Here is a 2746-nt window from a genome sequence, read left to right on the forward strand (position 1 = left end):
GTTGACACCAATGCACAGATGTGCGTCCCTACAGATGTGCAAATAATTTGGGATAATTTATTTTTCACAAGTCCGTTAGCCCAGGCGATCGCACCCCGCTTAAAATGAGTGCTAACTGAGCATATTCGCTTGATTAGGTACAAATTAGTTGTTGCCTGACCCCGGCTCACTGAGCTTGCGATGCTGTTCAGCATTGATGGTATCAGGTAAGACCTTGCTCACAGTGGCCTGAAGCTTCGTTTTGAGGGAACCGGCGATGATGTGATCTTTGCCTGCCATCAAAGCTTCAAAACCGTGCTTGGCGACCTCAGCCGGATCGTCTTTTTGATCTGTGCCCACTTTTGTGTCATCCATACCCGCGCGGTGGAAAAAGTTGGTATCGGTCGGGCCAGGCATGAGGGCGGTCACGGTAACGCCTGTGTCCTTCAATTCATTGCGTAACCCTTCTGAAAAAGAATGCACAAAGGCTTTGGAGGCGGCGTAGACTGTCTCGAACGGGCCGGGCATCAGTGCGGCAATTGAGGATGTGAAAAGGATTCGACCTTTGCCAAGCTCAACCATATCCTTCACCACTCGTTTGGCAAGATGTACAGAGGATACAACATTTAGATTGATCAGATTGAGTTCGTCCTTTAGGTCGGTTTCACTGGCGAAATCACCACCAACACCAACACCTGCGTTGATAGCGATCGCATCTACTGGTCGCCCAGTCGCCTTAATCTGGTTGTACAGTGTCTCAACACCATCATAGTTAGCGAGATCGGCCTGCACTGTCTCAACCTTTGCACCCAGCCCCTCGAACGCAATAGCCACTTCGTCAATGCTCGATCCAGTGGCTGTGACTAAGAGATCAAAGCCGTTTTTGGCAAACTGTTTTGCGAGTTCGTAACCGATGCCGTTGGAGGCACCTGTGACGACAGCCAGGGGTCGGGTCAATGAACTGTTCATAACCTCTAAAATTCCTATGTAACTGCTCCACACTCGCTTGCAATGGTTTTCTCGCTACCAAAATAATTGCATACACTGTGGGCTTTCAACCCTTACAATGTTAGGCAGGTAGCAGTGTGATTGCGTCTTTCCAAGGAAGTATCGCGAGTGTATCTTCAAGGTTACTTTTTTACAGTTCTGTATATACCTCTAACAGAGTTTCAGCCTTTCAAAACTTATTTTAATTGTTACCTTAGCTACGAACTTTCGTAACAATTTTTTGGGAATAAAACGAAGCCGATTCTTCGTTTTTGGCGCAATCTTGGGCAAACTTAATCAAATGGTGTCCGACAAGTCCAACGTGAACCAAGTTTTCAATATTACCTGCTTTTAGTGCTGGCTTGGCCATTTTCCAGAAAGTCTGGCGATAGTTACTAAATAAGCCTATCCGCACCAAAATATTAGTTAAATAAGTTAAACCTTTGCGAATATTAGCCGCAGAAATCCGAGAAGGGCTGTTAGGAACTTCGATGCGATTTGGATAGGTGTGTTCCATGTTGTAGGCAAATCGCTGATATAAAAATTCCGGCTCATAAGCAGTTGTAATACAGCGCCGCCACATCTCAATAACTTGCTCATAAGGCATCAAAAACTCAACATTTGATTCGCGGCTTTCATCAAAGAGAAGTCGCCCTTCTGCTTCTAATCTCCGCCATAATGGAGTTCTAGGTAGCGCATGAAGCAGGTTAATTGTCAACATGGGAATTTGCGATGCCCGCATAAATTCGATAATTCGGTCTGCTGTTTCTGGTGTATCTGTATCTAACCCGATGATGATTCCTGATACTACTTCCATGCCATAACTATTTAAAACCTGAATCGCTTTTAAGATTGGCATACTCAGATTTTGGTCTTTGGAAATCGCATGGAGGGCATTTGGTTCTGGTGTTTCGATACCGCAAAAGATTGTGCAGAAATAAGCTTCGCGCATCATTTCCAGCAGCTTTGGACTTTGAGCTAGGTTGAGCGTTGCTTCACAGGCAAACTGGATGGGATAACCATTGCGTTTTTGCCAGTCAATCAGATGAGGAAGTAACTTCATGGCGGCGCGGCGATCGCCAACAAAGTTATCATCGACAAAATACACTGCCCCCAAATTGCCAGATTGTCGCATTGCGTCTAACTCAGCGACTACTTGTTCTGGCGTTTTCATCCGAGGACTGTTGCCATAGAGTTCGGGAATATCACAAAACTCGCAGTGATAAGGGCAACCACTAGAAAACTGGACATTTGCCAAGAAATAATCATTGATATTCAGCAAATGATAAGCTGGGGTGGGAAACTCTGTTAGGGGTAAACGTTCCTTGGTTTCAAAGCGAATTTGTTGTTGGGGATGTTGAGAGTTTTGGTCTAGATATTCGATCATGCGATCGCTAGCATCTCCCAATTCGCCCAAGTGTAAAATGTCAAAATCAGGATAATATTCTGGACACCCAGATACTGAAGGGCCGCCGACAACGGTAATTTTCCCCGCTCGATGGGCAAGTTCGTTAATTTGATTAATCTGTGGTTTTTGGATATGCATTCCACTCACAATCACCACATCAGCCCATTGGTAATCAGCCCTACTTGCTGATTTGACATTCTCATCAATAAACCGCACTTCCCACTCTTTAGGTAAGTAGGCAGCCACAATTAAAATACCTTGGGGTGGCATAAAAGCCCGGACATTACCCATAAGTGGGTAAGCGTGATGAAAAGTACCAAATGAACGGCTGTACTTGGGAAAAATACACAGAATGCGTCGATGGTGCGAAGG

Annotated in this window: 2 protein-coding genes; both read right to left on the reverse strand. The window is 45.2% G+C overall.

The features are described from left to right. Positions 1 to 144: 144 nt before the first annotated feature. Positions 145 to 948, reverse strand: a complete 804-nt coding sequence (locus tag IQ229_RS22730; RefSeq protein ID WP_194047637.1) for an SDR family NAD(P)-dependent oxidoreductase — start codon at positions 946 to 948, stop codon at positions 145 to 147. A gap of 232 nt (positions 949 to 1180) precedes the next feature. Continuing rightward, a partial coding sequence (locus tag IQ229_RS22735) for a B12-binding domain-containing radical SAM protein (RefSeq protein ID WP_228013664.1) occupies positions 1181 to 2746 on the reverse strand: 1566 nt, incomplete at its 5' end.

The organism is Nostoc cf. edaphicum LEGE 07299, from assembly GCF_015207245.1.
Lineage (GTDB): Bacteria > Cyanobacteriota > Cyanobacteriia > Cyanobacteriales > Nostocaceae > Nostoc > Nostoc edaphicum_B.

What these genes read in the sequence shown, in the direction of transcription:
- IQ229_RS22730 (WP_194047637.1), bottom strand. Translation starts at nt 948, where the DNA reads ATGAACAGTTCATTGACCCGACCCCTGGCTGTCGTCACAGGTGCCTCC.